This is a genomic window from Puia sp. P3, assembly GCF_050632245.1.
Classification (GTDB): Bacteria; Bacteroidota; Bacteroidia; order Chitinophagales; family Chitinophagaceae; genus Puia.
In genome coordinates, this window is the sequence record NZ_CP192583.1 from 412,475 (window position 1) to 433,640 (window position 21,166).

Below are 21,166 nucleotides of genomic sequence, written 5' to 3' on the forward strand. Positions count from 1 at the left end.
ATTAATGAGGAGATGCCTGGTTGTCTTGGAGGAGTATCTCGTAGCCTGCCGGTATGGTTACCGTCACGATCCGCACCTTTTTACTGAGCAGGTTTTTAGCTGCCTGAAGACCCGCAGTCGCTGCCTGTGCGCCGAAGGATTGGTCAACGCTCGTCAGCCCAAGGCTTTCGATCGACTGATCTGCTGATTGCTTCGCTACCTGCCTGGCGATGCCGTCCGGAATAGCAACCCCGGCTATCCCATCCAGATCAAAGGCAGAAAGTGCGACAGGAACGATCCGATTCTCGAAGCGAATGCTCTTGATGGTGACGGTCATTCTTTCGCCGGCCAGCTGAACCGTGCCGAAAATGGGCTGGCCGGCAGGAAGGTCAATGCCCGCAATGGTGCAAGGCTGGGAAAGACGCATGGAAAGGGTGCCACCACTGACCACTGTTTGAGACTCGGTAACCGTAGCGCCGATGGCAGACGCTGTAGCCTCATTCGATTGATCGGGATCGAGGCTGTAAAAACTATTGGAGACCGGGATACTTAGCTTCGATGTGTCGGTCCCGGCAGTAGAATCGGGGGAAGTATTCCAGCCGCCTTCGGTGGTGTCAACCTCGCGGCCGGAGAACGGGAAGGCGGACGGTATGGGCTCCACCTGAAGGCCGTTCCTCTTTGTTTACTTCTGGAGTCCCTTTTTGTAAGGCTACCAGCTTGTCGACCATCTTACTCAGCTCCGACAGTTCCGGATCGATGGCGGTATCCTTGCGCCGAAGGGTCTGCATGGCATCCTCCACCCGGGCCAGCTCGGGAGAATAAGCCTCCCGCATTACTGGCAGAGCCTTAGAGGCTGACGGCGACGAGCTGTTCAAGGCCGCGTTGAGCGTTGCTAACTTTCGGTAAACGTTAAGCTCATTACGATCACTGTCTCTAGCAAGGTGAGACCGATAGGGATTTGTCCGGAACCCGGACGACTGGGAGGGTGTCCTCGGCTGACTGGCGAGCTTGGCCGTATCTGGCTGAAGACCCGACAGCCTGGCCAGGCGGTAATAAGGATCGTTTTTGATCAGGGTAAGTCGCTTCGCGGAATCCTGATCGGCGCGCCGATAATAGTCCAGCTTGGTCAACTTGCTTTCGTCTTTTAACCGCGCTGATGGAAGCTGAAGATTCAGGCCGTTCACAGTGTGCTTCGCCGTCGCGGCGACGGCATCTCCTTCTCCTCCTCCGAGCAGCCAGAACAGCAGGGTAAAAAGGGGAATGATAAAAATGGGCAAAAACAGAAAGAATTGCATCTTGCGTCTGGCCGTCAAGGCCGTTTGGTTGATCGCGTTCATGGCGTAACTGTTAAAGGTTGAAGAAATAGTTGTTGAGCTCGGAGCAGGCTGTCCCGCAGGTTGGGATGGACGCGGACCAGACTATCGTATCGGCTTCGGGTGACTGGATTGGCCTGAAGGCTATCGAGCTGGTGAAGCAGTGAATTGAGATGGCGAAGCACCGTTTGTCGGCGAATCTCCTCCATCGAAGTCCCCATAGAGTCCATTATATAAGCGGGCGTGCGAATCGCCTGCTGGATCAACGGTCGATTCGACTTCGGCGGCTTGATCAGCATCACGACCATCAGCGAGGCGATCGCGATAAAGCTGGCTACAGAAAGAATCATTAGTGTCCGGGGCGCCAGCTTATTAACCGACCGGTTGAGGTCGTCAGCCCAAACGCGCAGCCAGCGCGGTTCCTTATTGTCGGTAGATGGGTTCATATTAACGGTTTTCTGTTGTGATGTCGGTGTTGTCGAGCGTCTTCCATTTCTCGATCAGGAATCCATGCGTATTGTTCTCGGATCGGTTCACATTTCGCAGGTAACCTTCCGTGACGAGGTGTCGGTGAAGAACAGAGGTGGCCCGAAGGACTGTCTGACGACCATACAGCCGGAAATAGTAGGGATAGTTGACCGTATTGAGTTCGATGCTGTCGACTTGGATCCGCTGGCTGATGTTACCGGCGATAAGGCTAGCGTAGTAGCCGCTCTCCTTGAGATTTTGAAACTGCTGTTTGGCCGACTCGTCCGCCAGATAAAGGGATTTTGTCAAAGAGACTTGAATGCTTTTATCATCGGGATCCAGATTGAAGAAATAACTGTGGAAAAGACTTATATGATCCCTGGCTTCCACCCCAATATTTTCCTTTCGATCGGCAGCCAGAGCCTCCAGCGCTTTGCCGTTCGCAAGGATATAGACCTTGCTTTGGGTGAGCGCTGCTAGCTGGTAGCTTTTGTACAGAACAAATCCACACAGACCCATACACAAGACGATAATGATGAGCGAAAAGAGGCGAACATAACGGAAGGCGTGATCGAGGTGCTTTAGTTGACTGAACATTGCAGGAGGAGTTTATTTGAAGAGGTAAGAGCGAAAGACTCGCGTAACTTTCTGTGTCAACCCGTCGCTGCTGACGTGGACGATCTGATTGGCCACGCTCGGAACGCTGGTATAGCCGATGATTCCGATGATCAGGAAGATCAGATAGGCCGCGTCGGTCGGGCTAAAGAACGTATCGCCTGAAGAGCCGATCTGCGCGATATCGATCTTCAACATATTCTCTTGTATTTTACCGATGATCGCGCCATAGAGATTCGCCACGGGAAGCCAGAGGAAGACATTGATGTAGCGGGCCAGCCAATGGCGGAGTGTGTGCTGAAGGCCATCGAATACAGAAATGCCAAATACAAGCGGGCCGATAACTGCCAGCAGCAGGAGATTGAACGTCCGCATGGTATTGATACAGAGGGACGCTGCAGCGAAAATGAGCTGAAGTACTTCGGCGAGTACCTCCTTGATCGCGTTTCGGAAATTATACGATGCCTTGGCCATAGCGAATTTGACATCGTCTCCGATGCTCGCGAGCCAGCCCTCGTCTGTCCGATTGGGATCATCGGGATGCGTATACTGGTACCATTTATCGCTGTTGCCCTCGCCACTCTCCCCGACGTACATCTGCCAGGCATCAGTCTGTTGGATCGCCGCCTGCTTTTCCTTCAACAACGCGGCGATCGCCTGGTCAGAGTTGTTGACCATCGCATTTGTGGCTGAAACTGTTGGCTGGAGCAGACCGTTGATGAGCCCGATCACCGATGGAAAGATGGTAATACAAAATCCCAGCACGAAAGGACGAAATAAGGGGAATAGGTCGATTGGCTCGGCGTTCGCCGGTGCCGCCAGACCCGGGCGGCGATATAGAAAAGCGCTGCAAACCCGGCTATCCCCCGCCCCACGGTAATCAGGTCGCTACAGAGTGGCAACATTTGTTCATAGATCTGATCCAATACACTGTTTAACCCAGATATATTGCTGGACCAAGTATCCGTCTGTGCATTGGCGATCAGACAAAGCGGTACCAGTCCGCTGACCAGCAGCAGAATTTTTAACCCTAGCTTCATAATTATGGTTTATGGTTGATTGTACATATGTTGTATGCCTTGGATGGAATTCTGCTCCTTCGACCGCTGTAAGGCGAGCATAGCAGTTTGGTTATTAAATGTTCGTAGGAAAGAGACCTTCTCCGTCATATCCCGGTCCAACCGATCGATGGATGCCAGTCGCTCCGCATCGCTCATCCGAAGACTGCCCGCGGTCAGAATAGTCGTCAGGTCGCTGATATTGTTAAGGGAGGCGTCCAGCAGGTGAGAGTAGACCTTGGCGATATAGAGTATCTCATCGGGATTGAATTGGCCGCTGCTCTTTAGTTGGCTGAAAGCCGACTTATATTCCGTTACCAGGGTCAACTGATTATTGATGATCTGTGCCACCTTGATGTAGTTCTTGACGGCGGGGCTCACCACCAGAAGGCCATCCAGAAATGCCTTATGGAGATTGAAATTCCCTTCGGATATGTCCCGCACCGCATTGTAGCCCTGCGTTAGGATGTCATATCCATCCTTCATGTCCTGCAGGATCTTTTTAATTCGGTCAATTTTTCAATATCGAGGACCAACTGTTCAATCTGCTGTTCCTGTGCCCAACTTTTTCTCGCTTGCAGTGCCCAGCAGGAGACTCACCATTACCCATCGCCACTTTTTCATTGCATCTTATTTTAAGAGGTACATATTTTTGATTCCTGTCGCCTCATCCAATTCCTGCGAACGGCTACCGGACACCCGGCCCAGTTGAGCGGAGAAGGATTTAATGAAAGCGTACTTATCTTCCAGCCGGGTTTTTACCTCATCGATCCTCGCCTGCCGCTGCTGGTCCTGTAAGCTGTAATGACCGCTCGCGGTCAGCAGATTAAGCTCGGCGCCGTCTTCCGAGGTTTTTTCCTGTAGACTACTGAGCACAGCCCGCACATACGCCTGCTCAGGAGGGTTAAGCAGACTTCCGCTGCCAGCCGCTTTTGACGCTACTAAAATTTGGCTTTGGACGTATTGGATTAACTGCCGGCAGGCTGATACGGTATTGGAACTGCTGATCGCGGAATTAGCAGTCAGCAGCGAACTGAAATAATTATTATGGAGATCGAACTCCCCGTGGCGGATGTCATTAATGACAGACAGACCATCGTGCGAGATCTGGTAGCCCTTTTCCAGGTCCTTTGTGTACAGCTCCAGTTCGGCGATCTGCGTCACCAGGTATTTAATCTGGGTTTTCTTTTGGGAGAACCATTCGTCGAACGTTTGCGCGAAGCAGGGGCGGCCGAGAGCCAAAAGCAATAGGGAAATCAGTAAGTATTTCATACCGGCGATAAATTTTTAGGGTAAATCATACATGCGCTTGATCTGGTCGGCATCCTCCTGATCCTGGGCGCGTTGAAGGCTAAGAATTTGATTTTGTCGCGTAAACGCCTGGAGATCATTATGGGCCTTTGTAGTCTGCGCGGCAGCAGCATCTATCTTCCGCAGTCGTTGCTCGTCGGTCATGGAGGTGACCAACGCCTGTAGCACCGTAGTGACCTGATCGACGAGTTGACCGGCCGTCGAGAGGATACCCTGGTAGACCGCCTCCATGTGTTGGATCTCGGCGGAACTGAAGTGATTATCCTGCCGGAAGAGCGACATGGCTTGCTGATATTCCCTGACGATCGCCGATTCCTCTGAGATGAGGTCTTTGACCGCATGATACTCGGTTATAAAAGTCTTCACCTGTTGCAACTCCTTGAAATAACTGTCATAGAGGTCCTTCTGTTTCTGTACCCAATCACCGATCTCCTTAAGCTTGAGCTGAGACAGGGTATTTTCGATTTTTTTCTGCGCCTCCTGGAGCTCAATGGTATTTTCTTGCAGTCGCTGCACCTTGAGGTCGATGGCGACGATCACCTTCGTAACCGCGGCTTGAATGATCTCCAATATTTGGGCATGACTGGAAGAGGGGTAGCAAGTGATGACCAGGGCGAATCCCAGTGCGGTCCGTAATCGGCTCATAAATCATTGTTTAACGTTGGAAAGGGATAGTTGCTGGACCAGGTGGCGAATCCCCAGATCGTAGCTACCGAACTCGGTAGCATATTGCTGGACCCGCATTTTTTCGGACTGGTCGCTGGTGTAGGTATAATATTCCTCGGGGGACGGCTCAAACCGGTAGACCTTCTGTACCTGTCCTCCCAGGTCCGGGTAGAACTCCCGGTACTTCCGGCCCGGTTCATTGGCGCGGTTGACGGAGAACAGAATGGCCTTAGCCTTTTCGGACATTCCCAGGGTAGCTTGAAGCGCGTCGAACTTGTTCAGGAATTTCCGCATGTCCATCAGGATCTTAATGTCCGAGTTCCCGATGATCGCCTCCTTGATGATCGGTGAACTAATCACATCATCCACTTCCTGCGTGACGACGATGGGGATGCCGTGGAGTTTCCGGAAGGTTTTGTACGCGTACCGCATGAACTGCGCCATACCCCGCTGGGTCATCGGCTTCCAGGCCTCCTCGATAGCGAATGCTTTGAGCACGCCGGGGATCTTCCGTAGCTTCGAGATCACCATCTCCGTGATAATCAGGCTTACCACGGGCAGCAGGACCCCATGATCTTTAATGTTGTCCAACTCGAATATCACTAGACGTTCGGTCAGGAGATCTAAATTAGTCGTGGCATTAAGGAGGAAATCAAATTCGCCTTTCTTATAGTACGGCCGAAGCACGTACAGGAAATTGGCAACATCAAAATCTTTTTCCTTGACCTTTTCCCGGAGTAGCTCTTCTACAAACGACGTCTGGAGATATTCATAAAAGGTATTGAAACACGGGAAGACGTCCGGATGGATTTCCAGAAAGGAATAATAGCCTTGTAAGGCGTTCGACAACGCGACATATTCGCTTCGATTGTATTCTTCATGCTCTTGTTTCCAGAGCGTGACCAGGAGCGCCTTTAGGCTTTCCTTTTTCGGTATCGAGCACTACGCCTTTGCCAAGGTAAAAGGGATTGAACCGGATCGGGTCCGCCTCCGTATAGGTGAAATAATACCCTCCCAACAAAGCACACAATCCCTGGTAGCTATTTCCGATGTCAACGATGACAATATGGGCACCCTGATCATACAAAGAGCGGAAAATGTGATTGCACAGCATGCTCTTCCCGCCGCCGCTGCTCCCGCAGACGAACATTCCACGCGACGTAATCACCCCGCTCTTGAGTGGCCCATGAAAGAGATCGACCTCAACGGGACGGCCGGTCAGCCGGTCGCCAAATCGAATCGTTGTCTGGTCCGCAGCGGAACGATAGCCGGTCTCCAGGTTCAGAAAACAGCTCGCCTGCTCGGCGAAGGTGTCAAAAGTCTCATTGACCGGCAGGTCAGCGGCATTCCCGGGGATGCCCGCCCAGTGGATCTGCGCGGCACCGCTCAGCTCTTGCTTCGGTACGCAGTCCAACTGGGCAAGGGCAGTAGACACCTGGTTGCGCAAGTCTTTCATTGAGGTCGCCTGCGAATCCCAAACCAATAGGTTGAAATGGGCCTTTACAGGCAACCGTTGCTGGCTGATGGCTTCATTGAGGAAAGCATGGGTCGCTTCCTGAGCGATCGCGTTCTCCCGGGAATAGGCTGCCAGCGACTGGAGCCGCAACCGCTTGCTCTCCAGCTTTTTCAGGATGGCCGGCCCATCATCGATGAATATAAATTGATTATAAACATGGTTGCAGGGTAGTAGGGAGCCGAGCACACTGGCAAAGCCGATCGGAAAGGTCGTCCGATCCGTTGAATACCGATCAGATCGCTTATGCGGTGCGCACTTCTCCGGCAGGTCATTGATATCTGCAAGCGTGAACAGTTGACCATGCTGCTCACCAATCCGGATGCCGTCGGCAAAATGGATATCCCGGATCACGGGCCGGTCAGGATCCTCGGTCAGATAACAATACTGTTCAATGATCCCGGCGTGGGATGCATCGCTAAGCAACTCTGCCTCTGTCAGTCTTCGTAACTGTATCATGGCCCCATCGCTAAGAATATGCGCGAATTGTCCACAACAGTCCAGGAAGTCCTGTAGATAAGCAGGCTGCAGCAATTCCCGCGGGATCAGGTTCTTTCTGAAGAGGGTAGAGGAAGCCGACGTCGCATTCCGGCGACCGGGTGCCTTGCGGGTAAGATAAAGATAGCAACGATGATCAAGGTATGGCCGGTCGGTAAAAAACTCGTCGCTGCTGGCGGACAGAAAGGTTCGCTCCAGCTTGCTATCCGGTTTAAATTCCCGTCGGATAAACCAATCCTGCTTGTGCAGGACGCTTTGCTGGGGGAGGACCTTGATGGCCTTGACCATCAGCAGGTGCAGGTTTTCAATGTCGTTGTTCGACAGGGTAAAGATTTCCGGAAGGGTCAATTCAAAACATAAAGTAATGTCACCTTGCCGGGATAAGATACAATCATGCTCCACGCTTAGTAGCGGAAAGACCTCCTCCAATGTTCGTTCCATACGCTTCAATTGATTTTCTTAAATAATTGCCTTGATCGGCATTTGACCACAGGGGGCACCGAACGCTTCGCCCGTAGTTTCATCAGGCCATGTTCTCCATGGACACGGCTAAGCCGATAGATCCAGGTAAAGAGCCCGAACCCCAGTAGTCCTATGACGCCGATGCACAGAAAGCTGTTTAAGCCGGCGATGTACAGGACTGCGAATACAATAAGTAAGACCAGGACTCCGCCGCCGAGGTACCAGATGTACTGTGCTTTCAATCCTTTAAATTCAATGGGCTTGTTGATCCCTTTATTTATCGTATAAATGAGGTCGGACATGGTCGTCTGCTTTAAGTGATACCGAAGAAGGATTTGATGACGGTGCTCACGATCACCAGGAACACGCACGCGCCGAACCACGCCGCCGCAACACGACCGGTCTGCTCGTCACCCGCACTCCATTTTTGATAGACTTTGATCGCTCCGACAATCGCCACGATGGCGGCAACACCATACATCAAATTCACTCCGGCCGCGAAATAGCTTCGAACCTGGGTGTTCGCTTCGTTTAAACCTGCGTTTCCGTCCTGGGCGAGACTGATTGAGCTCTTGACCAGGCTGATGGCAATAATGCCGGGACGCAGCATCCCCCTTTTGCTGTTAAAGCAATTCACACTACACGATTTCATACACACGTTGCTTTTATGAAGAAATGAAGAAGACTAAAAGCTCCACCCGTCTTCCTCCTTCACCACAGTCCATAACCACGGGAAGCGGGTGGAGAAGCGCTTATTCATCTTTCAATGGAGAATCGGTCTGTTCCTTGGGGAAATAGTCCTCTCGCGCAGCGGGTTCTCGCTGCTTTTTTGGCCCCTCGGCGTTGCTGCATTCGCGGAAGGACAAATCGGACAACGAACCAGCAATACCAGGCGATAGCCAACATTCCCATCCACTCGAAATACAGTTGCCATGAAAGATGCTTCAGCATGTTTTTTAATTCTTGGTATGGCACAAATAAACGACGCGGAAGTACCCCTTTTTCAAGTCCCGGGGTCCTTGTACCCCTTGGAAGTCATTGAGATGGAAAGTATTGGCAGTGGAAAAAAAGGGGATTAAATTGGAGGAGGTTGCGGTTTGGCTTAGTATCTTAGCGTACCAACAAAGCCATGGACTCAAATCTTTCTTACCTGGAGCGAAGCGTACATGATCTTCCCATGAGCCGCTCGCTGATCCATTGGTTGGAGACTAATGACCTTCCTACCTTACAAGCACTGTTGGATTTACCGATGGATAGATGGTTTCAATTACCGGGATTTACACAACACGTCTTACACGAAGTGATGAATTTACTGGAGGGAGAGCAGTTAATCGGATTGATCACAGACTGATCAATAGCGGGTTACTTGTTTGAATAACTGCATGAGAAGGTCTTTGACGATCTCAAGATCCTTCTTTTCTGCACTGTAGGATTTGGAACGCATGCTGTCGCCGGACAGCTCTTTTTTGTGAGGTGTGGCTAAATACGGGCTAATTTGATTGAAAAGCTGGCGTTGGGAAGGTGCATCCAGCAATTGGATGTCCGCCGCAGCTCGGAAGAAGATGCCGAGTTGGTCAACTGTGGCGTGGCAAAGGACTTTGGTGGAGGTCGGGGATTTGTATGTGGGAACTGGAGGGTTGTTGACAGCCCATTGGTTGATCTTTCGCTCCTGATAATAAAGTTCTTCAGACAGCCATTGGAGCAGTTGTGTCTTTAAAGACGGATGTTTCACGTGGAGAGCACTATCCGGTTTGAACTGAAGCTGCTGAATGCTTTTGGAATATACAAGGATGATGTCGATCTTATCGTTGGCGTCTTCTTGCCCGGTGATAAGCGAGGAGAGCCGATTCACTAGCACATTGACGATCACTTTATCATTATAATTAAGGTACAGGAGAAGACACTCCAATCCGGAAAGGCCGTTAGGGGTATCTCGCCATGCAGAGAGGTCCCGGAGTTCCGAGAGTAATTCCCGGTAGAAGAGGATGTCCTTATAGGTGACCACCGCTTCGTCAGGTCTCGATATAAATAAATCGAGACCAAGAAGGACCTGGTTGTACAATCTTCCGTTGGGAGAGTCCCCCAGGGGGCACGGCCAGTCGACCGCGTTCTGCTCCCAGTTCTTGCCGCACGAGTTCCCAATAGCCTTCAGGCACCTTAGCCGTCAGATCAAAGTAAGCCGAAAACCGGTCTTCGATGAAGGACAGGAGCCGGTACAACGCCGGAGTGAGCGCCGTCACGAAAGCGGGCGGATCATTGCCTGCCGCCAGTGCATAGAGTTGGTCGAGCAGACCCGTGATCGCTGCCTGATAGTTCTGAATAAAGAGCTCGATCTCCTTTTTCCGGCTGCATTGGAAAACTTGCTGGACCATATGTGATTGCAGTTGCGCCACCTCGGTCAGTGCTTCCTGCAGTAATCCCGCACTTTGGTCAGGCGTAAGAGTCGCTTGAATGCCCTTACGGACATCGGTCGCCTCCGCGACCAAGGTTTCCAGGTGTTCCAGTTGGTACTCCACAGTGCGCTAAGATTATCGTTCAACGGCTTGGGAGGGGATACAAAGATAAAATGGCATTTGTTGGCATTTAGGAGAATGGAATTGGCGTTCGGAAGTTAATGAAGAGGAGCGAGGTAGGCAATGAGTTCAGGGATGAAATGGATGTCGATGCCGAGGATCGTTTTTGTTTTTGGCATTATTAACCACTCAGTTTGCTTGGATGGCATCTGTCAGTTTTTTGTTCGAATATTTATCGCGCTCTTTTACAACGCTTAACAGCCATTGCTGATACATTTTATCGGGCATTTCCCTATAACCCAAGTCAAACAATCTGACATAAAGTTGTTCCATTTGATGGTAGGTCTCTTTTGCCGCTGACGCCTTTTGCAGTTTCTCCTTCTCATATATCCGTTTAAGGGTTTCCGCTTTTAGAAGCATGGCCTGGACATTGAGCGGAAAATATTGCAGAGAAAGATCGCAGCATTTCAGAATAAAACCATCGTAATAATTATGGGTCTTGTGTTCATATCCTTTGGCTAGATCCAGTACACAAAGGGCGATGGATTGCTGATTGCTAAGGGTGTCCATGTAAATTCCATTTTGTACGGCTTGCAGGGGTAAATAGCCGGAAGCCATAATCCATGCATCGATGGGGAAACTGCCACTGGTCAATTCTGTATTGTACCATCCAATTTTCCTGCAACGATTCTCAATGTAAATGTGATTGGGTGCTAAGGCAAGCCAGCAGGAGGCTCCAATATCATCAGCGAGAATTTTGTAGAGATAAGGTAAGCTGTGACAGTTTCCTTTATGAGTAGCAAGTAACTTAGTAATAAACATATATCCCCAGTCGCTTCTTCCAATAAAATCGGTGAAATCATAACTGTATGGCAATAGCTTATAGGTCTTTTGATTTCCATCAATGAAGTAAATGGTATCCTTCAGAAACTTATAAATTGCCAGATTTTCCCGGAAGTTAACACTGTCAGAATACGGATAATTTCTCAGAGGGTTAGCGCTCATCCATGCTTTAACAATGCCTGTTAATTGTCCAATATATTCATCGAATTTCGAATATTCCATCTGGTTTATGGTGAAGGAGTTTTCCGTAATAAAAACTGCCTTCTTAAATGTTGCTGGGTTGTTACTTCTAAGTAGAAAAACCAGAGCTATCATAACTGTTGGCATAAATTCTTTTAATGGTATCATTTTGGGAGAACGCCAACTGCGCAAAACCTAGAAAGGAAAGAAAAAGAGTAATGACTTGAGCCTTCATAAACTTTAATATCAATCAGAATAAAATTCTTGTCTCTATGGATTTTAGCTTAAGGCGTTCATATGTGATTTTAACATAGTATCCACTATATGGTAAGATCGCAATTTTATCTTGCTGCAATTGTTTACTATGAACATCGGCGGGAAAGACTAGTGGAATCAATAAATCATCACTAATTTTAATCCATCGGCTGGAATTTTTAATGACATCCAATAAGCCGGGTAACTGGATTGGCGAATATTCCTGCAAATAGATTTCAATATCGCCATCTCTTTCGACAAGAATTGCGTATATTTTTAAATCCTTTACTGGCTTATGATACATCTTTTCATACCAATTGATTCCACCTAGTAAGGTGTCAACTACTGCTTTGTCAAACGTGTAAGTGATGGCATGTTGTGCTTTAACAGCAGACATGCAGACACAGAATAATGCTATTATCAGAATTTGTTTTATCATTATTTACCTCCAAAATATTGTAATGCTGTCCGTAAAATACTGAAATTGTTATTATTTAAAGCTGGAGTAGTGGCAATATTATCCATCGGTTTTACGTATGTTCCCATAGGTCCGCTGCGAGGCACGAAAGCATCAACATTCTTAGAATCAATCGTAAATAATGGGAGACCGGCAGCCCTTGCCTTTGCGCCATCACCTCCCATTTGACTAGAAGCATCGCGATTTCGATCATCCGAAAGGTCGGCAACCTGATGTGTATGCGCGTCTCCTATCTTAATTTGACTACCATCTTGCAGCCCAGGCACTTTAGAATCATCTACAAACGAGAAGTTCGGGCCATTATTTTTATCTGAATTTGTAAAAACAGTTAAAACGGCCTTTTCAGGATCCAATAGCAAGGTAGCGGTTTCCTCTTTATAAGTGTTAATGTCTTGGCCATTGCCATTGCCCGCAGCAAAAAGTCCTTTGAAATAGTCGCCTTCTGATTGTCCACCGGGAAGTGATACGGTAATAATCTTGCTGTTTGCCTGAAGGTCAGATGTAGCGGCTGCTGAAGTCGTCCCCCCATTCTTACTATCGACATCCACGAATTTATCTGCGCTTATAATTCTTTGATTATTTGTACTGGCACCATCACTGCCCAGATATTTTCCAGACTTGCTATAATAGTCGTCCCAGGGAGCCCGCCCATCTGGGTCATTAAATCTAATTGGATTATTGTAGGCAAAGTTATATGGGCTCCATTGTGTCATCTTATCAGCCAGCGGGTCGGGGCTCCACCACCGACTCGCGGAAGAATTATCCGAATATTTTTTAAACGTCTCCTGGGCTTTTAGTAGCCGGACTATTTTTTTCGTATTTATATTAAACAATATGGAGCCAATACGTTGTACACTGTCATAGTCAAACACCTCGACAAATTTTCCATTGGAGGCAGTCAGGATCTTCGCCTTTTTTCCGAGGGATTGATACGGGTTATATTCCTGGGCGCTTGCGGTGATGCCAATAAGCAGAAAAAAGGCTAGGAAGGCTTTAAGACGGTGCATGGTTAAATGGGGTTTATGTCAGTTAATTTTCGAGGGTTTAAGTGTCGATTTCAGGCGTTTTAATTGGTCGATTTCTTGCTGTATCCGTCCGTTCAATTCCCTGTTGGCCTGTTTTTTCTTTTCCTGTTCAATGGACTTTAGCCACGCTTGATAGGCTTCTGGTGGCATATCCTGATAGCCGAGATCGGCTACTTTATCCATTGCTGCCTTCATGTCTAAGTACGACTTGTAAGCATCCGGAAAGTTGTGTAAATCGGATTCTTTAGGCCTGCCGGCGGCTTTTATTTTTTGAAAGGCAATTTGTCTTTTGATGCCGGCATCTATGATCCGTCCCCGTAGATTAGTAGGGTCAATTTGCAGAATTCTTTGTTTTATCTGTTCCGCGAGGTCGTCATAATCAAATTTTTGCAGGTATCCTAATAGCAATTCCGACAGACACTCGGCATATAACTGTCTTTGAGAAAGTGTGTCGAGGTAACTTTTGTTTTTTACTGCTTTGGCGTTGATGAAACCAGAACTTGCTAACCAGGAACTGGATGCTAAATTACCATTTGTCGTTTCAAAGTTCAATAGCTTTCCTTTGCTGTCTGTAAACTGGATGAATGAATGTTGGGGAGCCAGGGATAGCCAGGCTTTCGCTCCCAGTTGTTCTGCGATCATTAAGTACAAACGGGGCATCGAGAGACATTGACCTTTGCCTGTCCGCATGAGTTTCTCGGTAAAGATATTTTCATAATCCTTCTCCCCCTTATAATCCTCAAATTGATAAGAAAACGGCGGTACGGTAATAGTTGTATGATGGATGCTGTCTAAAAAGGAGTTAGGGTGTTGATACAATTGCTGAATGCCATAATTTAGGGCCAGATTACTTTTAGCGCTAAGTCCTTCACCTTTCAATATTTGCTTTACGTGAATCGCCCTTAATTGGATGGCATGTACAAATTGATCGTAGGGCAAAGCGCCTTCCAGGTAGGCGTTTTCAATATCATATTGCGCACGGATAATGGAAAAATGGTCCGGATTGAGCCCGGTAATATCCCTGAAAGCCTGTTGATAAGATCGCGTGGCTATGGCGTGCTCCTCATTTTTATGGTAAAACTCTTCCTCCATTAACTCTCTTTCCATCTGGGCCTGCTGACTAACCTGAGCAGCTTCCTCCCGGCCCTGGTAATAGATTTTGTTGTTGCAATACCCTCCTGTTTTGTTCTTCGACGGCATTGTTTTGCAACTGGAAGTAATCAGTCGGTTTGTTTAATGTATTCTGTTTTTCGGGAGAATTGTTATAGGATACGACCGGCTGAATCCGGGCGACCTCCGGCATCGGAATCTTCACCGAAGGATACAGATCAAACAGCTTATAATTGATTGGGCCTTGTGCAATTGCCGAAATGGGTAGGCAGGGAGTAAAAAAGATAGTCCACCAGACAAGCAGATTCCATCGTATATATCTATGTAAATAGATATTTAAAACTGTGCTGGTAATAGGGGCGTTCGGCATTTTCAATAGTCTAAGGTGTAAGGGTATTCTCTGGGCAATATAGATAAATATTCAGATATCTTAAAAATTTTCCCTTACCTGAATATCCAACATTTTCTTATGGGCTGCTGTATTTCTGAGCCTCTGTTATTCCGGGTAAATTGTTAGAGTTTTTGTGCTTCAGCCTATTTTCCGAAGGGCGGAGACCGAGATTACTGTTCTAACGGTCATTCCATCCCCCGAAGTCCGCCTCGAGGGGGATTTGCCCCAGGAGGACGGCAAAGAACCGAACTGCTGCGAGAGTGCGGTGAACCGTCGAATGATCTAACCGCCAAGAATCTAGGCTCGCTACAGTTTTCCCTGTAGTTGGCAGAAGGGAACTTATTATTGGCAAATAGACATTTTCATGCACCCAAATGGTTTTTTCCCAGATACTTTTTTTACCTTTTCATTGACAATCACCTTTTACTAAATAATGTGTGCTTTGTCCTTTTCAATTAACAAAGCTTTTTTTATAGGATAAGGTTTAATGGTTGAAACCAGCCCGGATTGGACCCCGGGCTTTTTTTATTGGCGGTAGGCAGGGAGAAGAGAATTCGGGGGTACCGGCGGACGGAGGAAGAGCAACATCGTTGCGACGCATTCCGTTCAACGATAGTGATGGGGTGTGCAGCAACTATGGGAAGTCCATGAATTTACGAACGGCCGTGGACGGAACTTACCTTTTTCGTTTGCACCCAGTCGATCGGCGCATTTTTGATGATGAACTGCTTTTGCCCATATACCATATAATTCAGTTGTAGGGTACAGAGCAAGTGGGCTTCACGGATCACGCGCGTAGTCTTGTTCACCTTTCCCAACCGGATCCAAAGCAACTTAGTACCGTCGGCAGCCAGCGTGTCGTGAACCAGATTGAGGATGGTCCGCTTATCCTTTCCGAATTGGAGCGCAGAAATGGGCGAATAGCCTTGATTCGCTTGGGCGGCTGTTTCCAGCCGCTCGCTATGAAAGAGTGCGTAACGAACCCCTTTGTCATCCAGGATGCCGAAATCGGAATAAGAGCCGGAGCCAAAGTTGAGCTGAGCTAATTTTTGGTAACTATTCCGGACCTGCACAGTAATATCGACTACGCCAGTCTCCACCTGTCCCACCACTTTTACCTCGGTCAGAGATATAGAATCAAAGGGAGAAGAAAATGACATTGCAGTCGAATCCTGGGCAGATGACTGATCAAATCTGAAAACAAGAAAAGTTGTGAACAGCCCGCAGGCAAAAAGAAAGGATTTCATAATTGACAGGTTTATTGGACATGATGTCCAAATTAGAAAATAGAACAATATGACCACCTACTATTTAGAGGAAAAAAGTTGGCAAAAGGTAAAAAGGTGTTGGTAAAAAAGGAAAGCTAGGTCAGGTAGCCATTAACAGTTCAGATATGGAGCTATTTCTTTAGACCGGGCGCTATCGGTTGCTGAAGGACAACAGAATCTAACAACGCTTAGACTGATGGGAATGCGAGGGAGAGGGGCTGCAATTGCTTCACTCGATAGGATTGTAATGATATATGGAACAGATGCAGGAAGGCAACTTGCAGTTGGGGGATGGTTAGGCCGGCATGTTGTGCCAGATCTTCCGTGGATAACTGCCTGTTCGGACAATAGTCGAGGAATAGCTTTACGGCATAAGCGCCATCGATTTCTGCTTGGGAGGGTAACATAATGCTCCTTTTAAGGTTAAAAAGAGCTACTAATCAGAGCCCGGACCAGATAGATAGGCCGACGTTAGTTAAAGCTATTAAATTTTGCCATACTGATCGGAAACATGGAGTTGGCAATCGGAAGTATTTAGGAAAGCTTGGGGGACCAGCAGAGTTTTCTGCAGCCGTCCCCACGTCTCGTCTACCCTTTATATCCTTTCTATATGGTGAACATGGGTCTTCTTGATCCGTAAATGCTTTTCCCGATATACCTTTTCCTGCAATCGTCGAAACCGTTGCTCCGCCGCAGCCGGTACACTACTGGAAACGATGACACCGGTATAGCTTAGAGGTGTCGCCTTGACTTTGGCATTGACTATATCAAAGGTCTGAATGATCTGAGCGACAGCATTATCTATGTTTATACCTTTTAACTCAACCAGGTAATAAGCTTTATCTTCCCGGACAGCGAATAGGTAGTCACATTTTTTCGTCTGTTGGCTGGTGATCAGACAGCCGTCCACTTTTACGCGACAAATGGCCTTCATACCATTGTTTTCGAAACGGAATTTCTTGCCATGCTCCTGAGCAGCGGAAGACGTTGAAAAGCAAACTTCGAAATCGGCATTGGAGGGGTCTAATAGTTGTTGTAATGCAGTACAGGACATCAGGTAGGATATTTTAGTGCAAGTAATTTTTCAAAGGTATCACTAAGAGTAGTGGATACATCATCGATGTTGGAAGGACCGATGGAACGCATCTCCGTATCCAGGGGTAGATCTGCAGGTTCCTCTATCAAAATAATAGCAGGATACTTGATCAAAGTTGATCCAGCGGGCAGTTGGAATTAGATCTGCTACTGCTTCAGTCGCAGCAGCGCTATTTTCTTTGACAACATTATCGGCCTGGATCAGATTATCGATAGCTGTTAACAAGTAGGGGCTATGGGTGGTAATAATGAGTTTGTCATGCGCTTCTTTAATGCGGCTGATCAAAAAATCAACCAACTCTTTTTGAGAAGAGGGATAGAGATTTATTTCTGGCTCTTCGATGACAAACAAGTTTTCAAGGTCACCCTTTACAAGGGTGTAATAAGAGACAACCAGGAAAAGAGGAATCACGGATTGCAGTCCGCTGGAAGCTTCGGAAAGTTTGATTTTTACTTGGTCAGATACTCGGACATAATCGGTATTGCCTTCGTACACATATTCCACTCCTAAAAAATCAACCGAATGGTTTAGAAAGGATTTACGGGCGGTTTCAAATTTGGCGCCAAAATCGACTAACGATTTGGGCAGGGCAACATTATTGCTAATCAAGCTAAAAATAGATTGCGAAAAAGTGGGGAAAAAGACCCGTTCTGCTGGAACGTAGATAGGCTCGTCGGCAGGAGGTGGATAAACAGACCAGTTAGTTGTAAAGAATTGCCCGGCAATTTCGAACACGGAATCACCATTTTCATAACGAATAGATGTACCTTGGACAAAGGCATAAGGGATATTGTAATCTACCAGCGATTTTAGGAAAAGTGATCGATCTGGATTCGCGCGAAAAACAGGACCTTTAAGAATAGCCACCAATTTTGCGACGGTACTTTTCCCACTGGAAGTAGTGCCAATGAATATATTGATATCCTTGATGAGCAGCTCGGCGTCTACAATGGGCCCAAAATTTTTGACAATTAATTTTTCCATGCTGATTATCTAACCTTATTTATAGTGGTGCTACGGAATAAAAGTTTTATTTTTTAGCACCCTTCACCTTTTCATATTTTAATCTTTCTTTTTCAAGTAATTTTTCAAAAAGCTCGATGGTTTTTTCAATGGGGAAGTTATTTAGGGTTTCTATATTGTGCGCTCCTATTGAAGCGGCATTCACGCCGCTATTTTCATAGAAATTATAAGTGTTGTATAATACATTCTCTTCATTGAAACTTTTAAGTCCTTCTTCCGTTACGCCTAACGCATCGGCAACAGTTTTCAACTTGCCGTCCTCAATTTTCTCGGTCTGTTCCATTTTGGATACTGCTTGTTTGGTAATGCCGAGAGCAGTACCCAATTCAGTCTGGGTCATGCCACGTAACCGGCGGATACGTTCAATTTTTCGGCCCATGTGTAATTGGTTTGTATAATCGACTGTTTCCATATTGCATTACGTTTAACCGGACGACCGGTAGATTATTTTATAAATATGACACCTATTTCTTGTCCATTAAAATTTCTATCTTTTCTCGTTCACTCTTCAAAAGCCGTTCATATAATTCCACGATTTTTTCTATGGGATTAAGCTGTTGAACGATTGCAGTAGCGCCTTCGGAAATGGTAGCATCCTGGTAATTATAATTGCTTATATTATAAATGGCCTTCTCTTCATCAAAATCTCTTATCACTTCAGGACTCACACCCATCGCCTCCGCAATCTGCCCCAATAAACTTTCTTCGATCATTTCTTGTTGCTCGATATGGGATACCGCCTGTTGCGTAATACCAAGAGTAGCGGCCAAAGTTTCCTGCTTCATACCCAAATAAACGCGGATTCTTTTCAATTTTTTTGCCAATCGGCAAAGCTGGAAGATTCAGAAGTCATGAAATAAGATTTAATTATAAAGATAGTAAAAGTCAACTAAATATTGGTAAAAGTCAACTGGATAACGGAGGATATTTTTGGGGATTCCCTTTATTTCGTCTGACCGGTTCAATCAAACGGGCCTAAGGGCAATTGATTCTAGCAAAGCCGTGGCTTGAAAGATGCGGGAAGGTGGCAAATATACAGAAACAGAACTACTTACGGGCTTCCGGCAAGGCCGGGACGAAAGCTTTACCCAGGTTTTTAAAGCCTTGTGTCCCGTCTTATGTGGGTATAGTGCGAGGTTAACAAGGGATTGGCCCGCGGCCGAAGATATTGTCCAGGAGGCCTTTGTCAAAATTTGGGAGCGGCGTACCCAATTCTATCAATTTGTCGTGCTGAAATCTTACTTGTATACGACAGTCCGTAACGATAGTCTCCAATGGCTGCGGCGTGAAAATCGCAAACAAGCGAAGGATCTTAGCTCCCAACAAGAGGAGCCGGACAACCAACGGAGTAAACTGGAGGATCTGATCCGGGCCGAAGTAATCCGAGAACTCAGTGCAGTTGTCGAGACCTTGCCCCCGCAATGCCGGCAGGTAATCTCCCTTTTTATAGAAGGCAAAAATACTCGGGAAGTAGCGCAAACAATGCAAATCAGCCAGGGTAATGTCAAAGTCCAGAAGGGTAGGGGATTGAAACTCCTACGCAAGCAGTTGCCTGACTTCCTCACCTTTGGATTCACACTCTTTATGTATCATTGCTACCGGTAAGGACTCCTACAGGTTTTTGTGTAGAGGAAATTTATTTTCCCTTTCTTTTTACCTTTTAGACCATTTTTGCATCTCAGGGTATCGGTCCATTCACCGATTTTATTCTTTATCTTACTAGTATGAAAAAGGAGACGTCCCTTTCATCGGATAACGCAGATCAGCAGGCGTACCGGATCGCTTTTCTGATCTCAGGTTTCTTGCAGGACCGCCTTTCTCCAGAGGAACACGGGGAGCTAGACGATTGGGTGACGGCAAGCATGGAGAACCAGCGCCTGTTCGAAGAATTGACGGATCCGGCAATTCTGGAGGCGGGAAAGGCAGAGTTCCAAAAAAGCCGGCCGGACGAACTGCTGCAGCATGTCAAAAGCAGCTTGCAGTTCACGGAGCCGCCGCGCCCTTCATTATTCAGGCGTATATGGCCCTATGTGGCCGCTGCTTGTTTGTTGATTGGGGTATTGATCTTATGGGTGAATATGCAAAACAAAAATTCACCTTCGAACAAAGCTGGGGGGAGAATGGGCGGCGAAAGATCTTCCACCAGGAAGTAACAAGGCCACATTAACACTTGCGGATGGTACCTGCCGGCAATTAGACAGCGCCGCTAAGGGCATGCTGGCTACCCAGGGGGGCATTTGTAATGAAGGATGACAGCGATCGGCTGGTATATGAAACTGGTACTTCGAACCCCACAACAGAGCCAGCGATCAATATCCTGCGAGTGCCACGGGGAGGTCAGTATCAACTCAGATTATCGGATGGCACAAAGGTTTGGTTGAATGCTGATTCCTATTTGAAATATCCAACGACCTTCACAGGCAAGGACCGGAAAGTAGAATTGTCCGGGGAGGGGTATTTCGAAGTGACAGAGGATGCCCATCGGCCGTTTATCGTGCAGGCAGAAGGCGTCACGACAGAGGTGCTCGGTACACGTTTTAATGTGAACACCTATCCGGAAACGAAAACCATACAAATTACGCTGGCTGAAGGAGCCGTCAATGTGATACCGACCGCGTTGGGCGGAAAGCAACCGGCGCAAATCCTGCGGCCTGGCCAGCAGGCTCAGGTAACAAGAACCGGAGGACAGTTGAAGGTTGTGTCGGCCAACCTATCAACCGTTCTAGCCTGGAAAGACGGCCTCTTTGCTTTCGAAGGCACCCCGCTAGAGCAGGTCCTGGCACAGATCAGTCGGTGGTACGACGTCCCCATCAACAATGAGACAACGGAAACAAACCACTTCAACGCCAGCATTTCCCGGGATGTGCCCGTATCCAAATTGGTCCATATGCTGGAGCAAACCAAACAGGTCCATTTTCGAATGGAACCCAATAAAATAACGGTAACGAATTAACCTAGAAAAACCAGTTGAGCAGGGGTTAAAAAAGAATACCGAGGACTGTTACTAGCAATCCTCGGTCAGATGTCTGAGTTAACCCCTTTACAAATTCCTTGCGAGAATCGATCATTAGTTAACCCAAACAAAACAAAACTATGCTTTT

At 47.5% G+C, this 21,166-nt stretch carries 24 protein-coding genes and 1 pseudogene; 3 read left to right on the plus strand and 22 right to left on the minus strand.

Going from position 1 to position 21,166, the window contains the following annotated elements:
• Position 1: 1 nt before the first annotated feature.
• The 22 genes and pseudogenes from traM to ACQ86N_RS02575 form a co-directional block, all read right to left on the minus strand.
• Positions 2–640 (minus strand): conjugative transposon protein TraM, encoded by a 639-nt coding sequence (traM, locus tag ACQ86N_RS02470; protein ID WP_431213785.1) that lies wholly within the window; start codon positions 638–640, stop codon positions 2–4.
• The gene (locus tag ACQ86N_RS02475) at positions 594–1,316 is read right to left on the minus strand and encodes a hypothetical protein (protein ID WP_431213786.1); all 723 of its coding nucleotides are present in this window, start codon (positions 1,314–1,316) and stop codon (positions 594–596) included. Before ACQ86N_RS02475 ends, traM begins: the two co-directional genes overlap by 47 nt.
• Positions 1,313–1,738, minus strand: a complete 426-nt coding sequence (locus ACQ86N_RS02480; protein WP_431213787.1) for a hypothetical protein — start codon at positions 1,736–1,738, stop codon at positions 1,313–1,315. Before ACQ86N_RS02480 ends, ACQ86N_RS02475 begins: the two co-directional genes overlap by 4 nt.
• A 1-nt stretch (position 1,739) precedes the next feature.
• Entirely contained in the window at positions 1,740–2,357 is a 618-nt protein-coding gene (gene traK / locus ACQ86N_RS02485; protein WP_431213788.1) for a conjugative transposon protein TraK, read from the minus strand.
• A gap of 12 nt (positions 2,358–2,369) precedes the next feature.
• The gene (locus ACQ86N_RS02490) at positions 2,370–3,107 is read right to left on the minus strand and encodes a hypothetical protein (RefSeq protein ID WP_431213789.1); all 738 of its coding nucleotides are present in this window, start codon (positions 3,105–3,107) and stop codon (positions 2,370–2,372) included.
• Positions 3,108–3,424: 317 nt separating this feature from the next.
• On the minus strand, positions 3,425–3,919 hold the full coding sequence (locus ACQ86N_RS02495) for a TerB family tellurite resistance protein (protein ID WP_431213790.1): 495 nt from the start codon (positions 3,917–3,919) through the stop codon (positions 3,425–3,427).
• Positions 3,920–4,063: 144 nt separating this feature from the next.
• Positions 4,064–4,597, minus strand: a complete 534-nt coding sequence (locus tag ACQ86N_RS02500) for a hypothetical protein (protein ID WP_431213791.1) — start codon at positions 4,595–4,597, stop codon at positions 4,064–4,066.
• A 123-nt stretch (positions 4,598–4,720) separates the two neighbouring features.
• Entirely contained in the window at positions 4,721–5,389 is a 669-nt protein-coding gene (locus tag ACQ86N_RS02505; RefSeq protein WP_431213792.1) for a conjugal transfer protein TraI, read from the minus strand.
• 3 nt (positions 5,390–5,392) lie between these two features.
• Positions 5,393–7,862 (minus strand): annotated as a pseudogene (locus ACQ86N_RS02510) (TraG family conjugative transposon ATPase).
• Between the two features lie 5 nt (positions 7,863–7,867).
• Positions 7,868–8,185, minus strand: coding sequence for a DUF4133 domain-containing protein (locus tag ACQ86N_RS02515; protein ID WP_431213793.1), 318 nt, complete (start codon positions 8,183–8,185; stop codon positions 7,868–7,870).
• A gap of 11 nt (positions 8,186–8,196) precedes the next feature.
• Complete coding sequence (locus ACQ86N_RS02520) at positions 8,197–8,493, minus strand: DUF4134 domain-containing protein (protein WP_431213794.1); 297 nt, start codon at positions 8,491–8,493, stop codon at positions 8,197–8,199.
• A 741-nt stretch (positions 8,494–9,234) separates the two neighbouring features.
• A complete protein-coding gene (locus ACQ86N_RS02525) occupies positions 9,235–9,945 on the minus strand; it encodes a hypothetical protein (protein WP_431213795.1) in 711 nt (236 codons plus the stop codon).
• Positions 9,896–10,399: a hypothetical protein gene (locus ACQ86N_RS02530; RefSeq protein WP_431213796.1), complete on the minus strand. Its 504-nt coding sequence runs from the start codon at positions 10,397–10,399 to the stop codon at positions 9,896–9,898. Before ACQ86N_RS02530 ends, ACQ86N_RS02525 begins: the two co-directional genes overlap by 50 nt.
• A gap of 186 nt (positions 10,400–10,585) precedes the next feature.
• Positions 10,586–11,587, minus strand: coding sequence for a hypothetical protein (locus ACQ86N_RS02535; protein ID WP_431213797.1), 1,002 nt, complete (start codon positions 11,585–11,587; stop codon positions 10,586–10,588).
• Positions 11,588–11,669: 82 nt separating this feature from the next.
• Positions 11,670–12,113: a hypothetical protein gene (locus tag ACQ86N_RS02540; protein ID WP_431213798.1), complete on the minus strand. Its 444-nt coding sequence runs from the start codon at positions 12,111–12,113 to the stop codon at positions 11,670–11,672.
• Positions 12,113–13,159, minus strand: a complete 1,047-nt coding sequence (locus ACQ86N_RS02545; protein ID WP_431213799.1) for a hypothetical protein — start codon at positions 13,157–13,159, stop codon at positions 12,113–12,115. Before ACQ86N_RS02545 ends, ACQ86N_RS02540 begins: the two co-directional genes overlap by 1 nt.
• Positions 13,160–13,177: 18 nt before the next feature.
• Positions 13,178–14,377, minus strand: coding sequence for a hypothetical protein (locus ACQ86N_RS02550; RefSeq protein WP_431213800.1), 1,200 nt, complete (start codon positions 14,375–14,377; stop codon positions 13,178–13,180).
• A 954-nt stretch (positions 14,378–15,331) separates the two neighbouring features.
• Entirely contained in the window at positions 15,332–15,925 is a 594-nt protein-coding gene (locus tag ACQ86N_RS02555; RefSeq protein ID WP_431213801.1) for a hypothetical protein, read from the minus strand.
• A gap of 616 nt (positions 15,926–16,541) precedes the next feature.
• On the minus strand, positions 16,542–17,000 hold the full coding sequence (locus tag ACQ86N_RS02560) for a hypothetical protein (RefSeq protein WP_431213802.1): 459 nt from the start codon (positions 16,998–17,000) through the stop codon (positions 16,542–16,544).
• Between the two features lie 60 nt (positions 17,001–17,060).
• Positions 17,061–18,026, minus strand: coding sequence for an AAA family ATPase (locus tag ACQ86N_RS02565; RefSeq protein WP_431213803.1), 966 nt, complete (start codon positions 18,024–18,026; stop codon positions 17,061–17,063).
• Between the two features lie 46 nt (positions 18,027–18,072).
• Positions 18,073–18,477 (minus strand): helix-turn-helix domain-containing protein, encoded by a 405-nt coding sequence (locus tag ACQ86N_RS02570; RefSeq protein WP_431213804.1) that lies wholly within the window; start codon positions 18,475–18,477, stop codon positions 18,073–18,075.
• Between the two features lie 52 nt (positions 18,478–18,529).
• Positions 18,530–18,889: a helix-turn-helix transcriptional regulator gene (locus ACQ86N_RS02575; protein ID WP_431213805.1), complete on the minus strand. Its 360-nt coding sequence runs from the start codon at positions 18,887–18,889 to the stop codon at positions 18,530–18,532.
• A gap of 190 nt (positions 18,890–19,079) precedes the next feature.
• On the opposite strand from ACQ86N_RS02575, the gene ACQ86N_RS02580 reads away from it, so the two are divergent.
• The 3 genes from ACQ86N_RS02580 to ACQ86N_RS02590 all read left to right on the plus strand — a co-directional run bounded on the left by ACQ86N_RS02580 (position 19,080) and on the right by ACQ86N_RS02590 (position 21,018).
• The gene (locus ACQ86N_RS02580; RefSeq protein ID WP_431213806.1) at positions 19,080–19,670 is read left to right on the plus strand and encodes an RNA polymerase sigma factor; all 591 of its coding nucleotides are present in this window, start codon (positions 19,080–19,082) and stop codon (positions 19,668–19,670) included.
• A gap of 119 nt (positions 19,671–19,789) precedes the next feature.
• Positions 19,790–20,218, plus strand: a complete 429-nt coding sequence (locus tag ACQ86N_RS02585) for a hypothetical protein (RefSeq protein ID WP_431213807.1) — start codon at positions 19,790–19,792, stop codon at positions 20,216–20,218.
• Positions 20,219–20,307: 89 nt separating this feature from the next.
• Positions 20,308–21,018: a FecR family protein gene (locus tag ACQ86N_RS02590; protein WP_431213808.1), complete on the plus strand. Its 711-nt coding sequence runs from the start codon at positions 20,308–20,310 to the stop codon at positions 21,016–21,018.
• Positions 21,019–21,166 lie beyond the last annotated feature (148 nt).